At 55.6% G+C, this 277-nt stretch carries 2 rRNA genes; both read left to right on the top strand.

The features are described 5' to 3' along the window. Positions 1 to 83: ribosomal RNA gene (locus tag QSK35_RS42600) — 23S ribosomal RNA — on the top strand; the annotation flags it as partial. 89 nt (positions 84 to 172) lie between these two features. Next, positions 173 to 277, top strand: a 5S ribosomal RNA gene (gene rrf / locus QSK35_RS42595); the annotation flags it as partial.

Genomic DNA, 277 nt, shown 5'->3' with positions numbered 1-277 from the left:
AGACCACTGGGTTGATAGGCCAGAGATGGAAGACCGGTAACGGTTGGAGTTGACTGGTACTAATAGGCCGAGGACTTGTTACAAAGACGCTACGCATCCACTGTGCGGTTCTGGGAGAACGAACCAGACCGATCGCGCCCTGTTCGCGGGGCTGGTTTGAATTCCATAGTGTTTCGGTGGTTATAGCGTTGGGGAAACACCCGGTCCCATTCCGAACCCGGTAGTTAAGCCCTTCTGCGCCGATGGTACTGCACTGGTGACGGTGTGGGAGAGTAGG

Source organism: Lentzea sp. NBRC 105346, from assembly GCF_030269605.1.
Classification (GTDB): Bacteria; Actinomycetota; Actinomycetes; order Mycobacteriales; family Pseudonocardiaceae; genus Lentzea.
The sequence above is the reverse complement of the archived record's forward strand: the minus strand, read 5'-3'. Positions and strand labels throughout refer to the sequence as shown.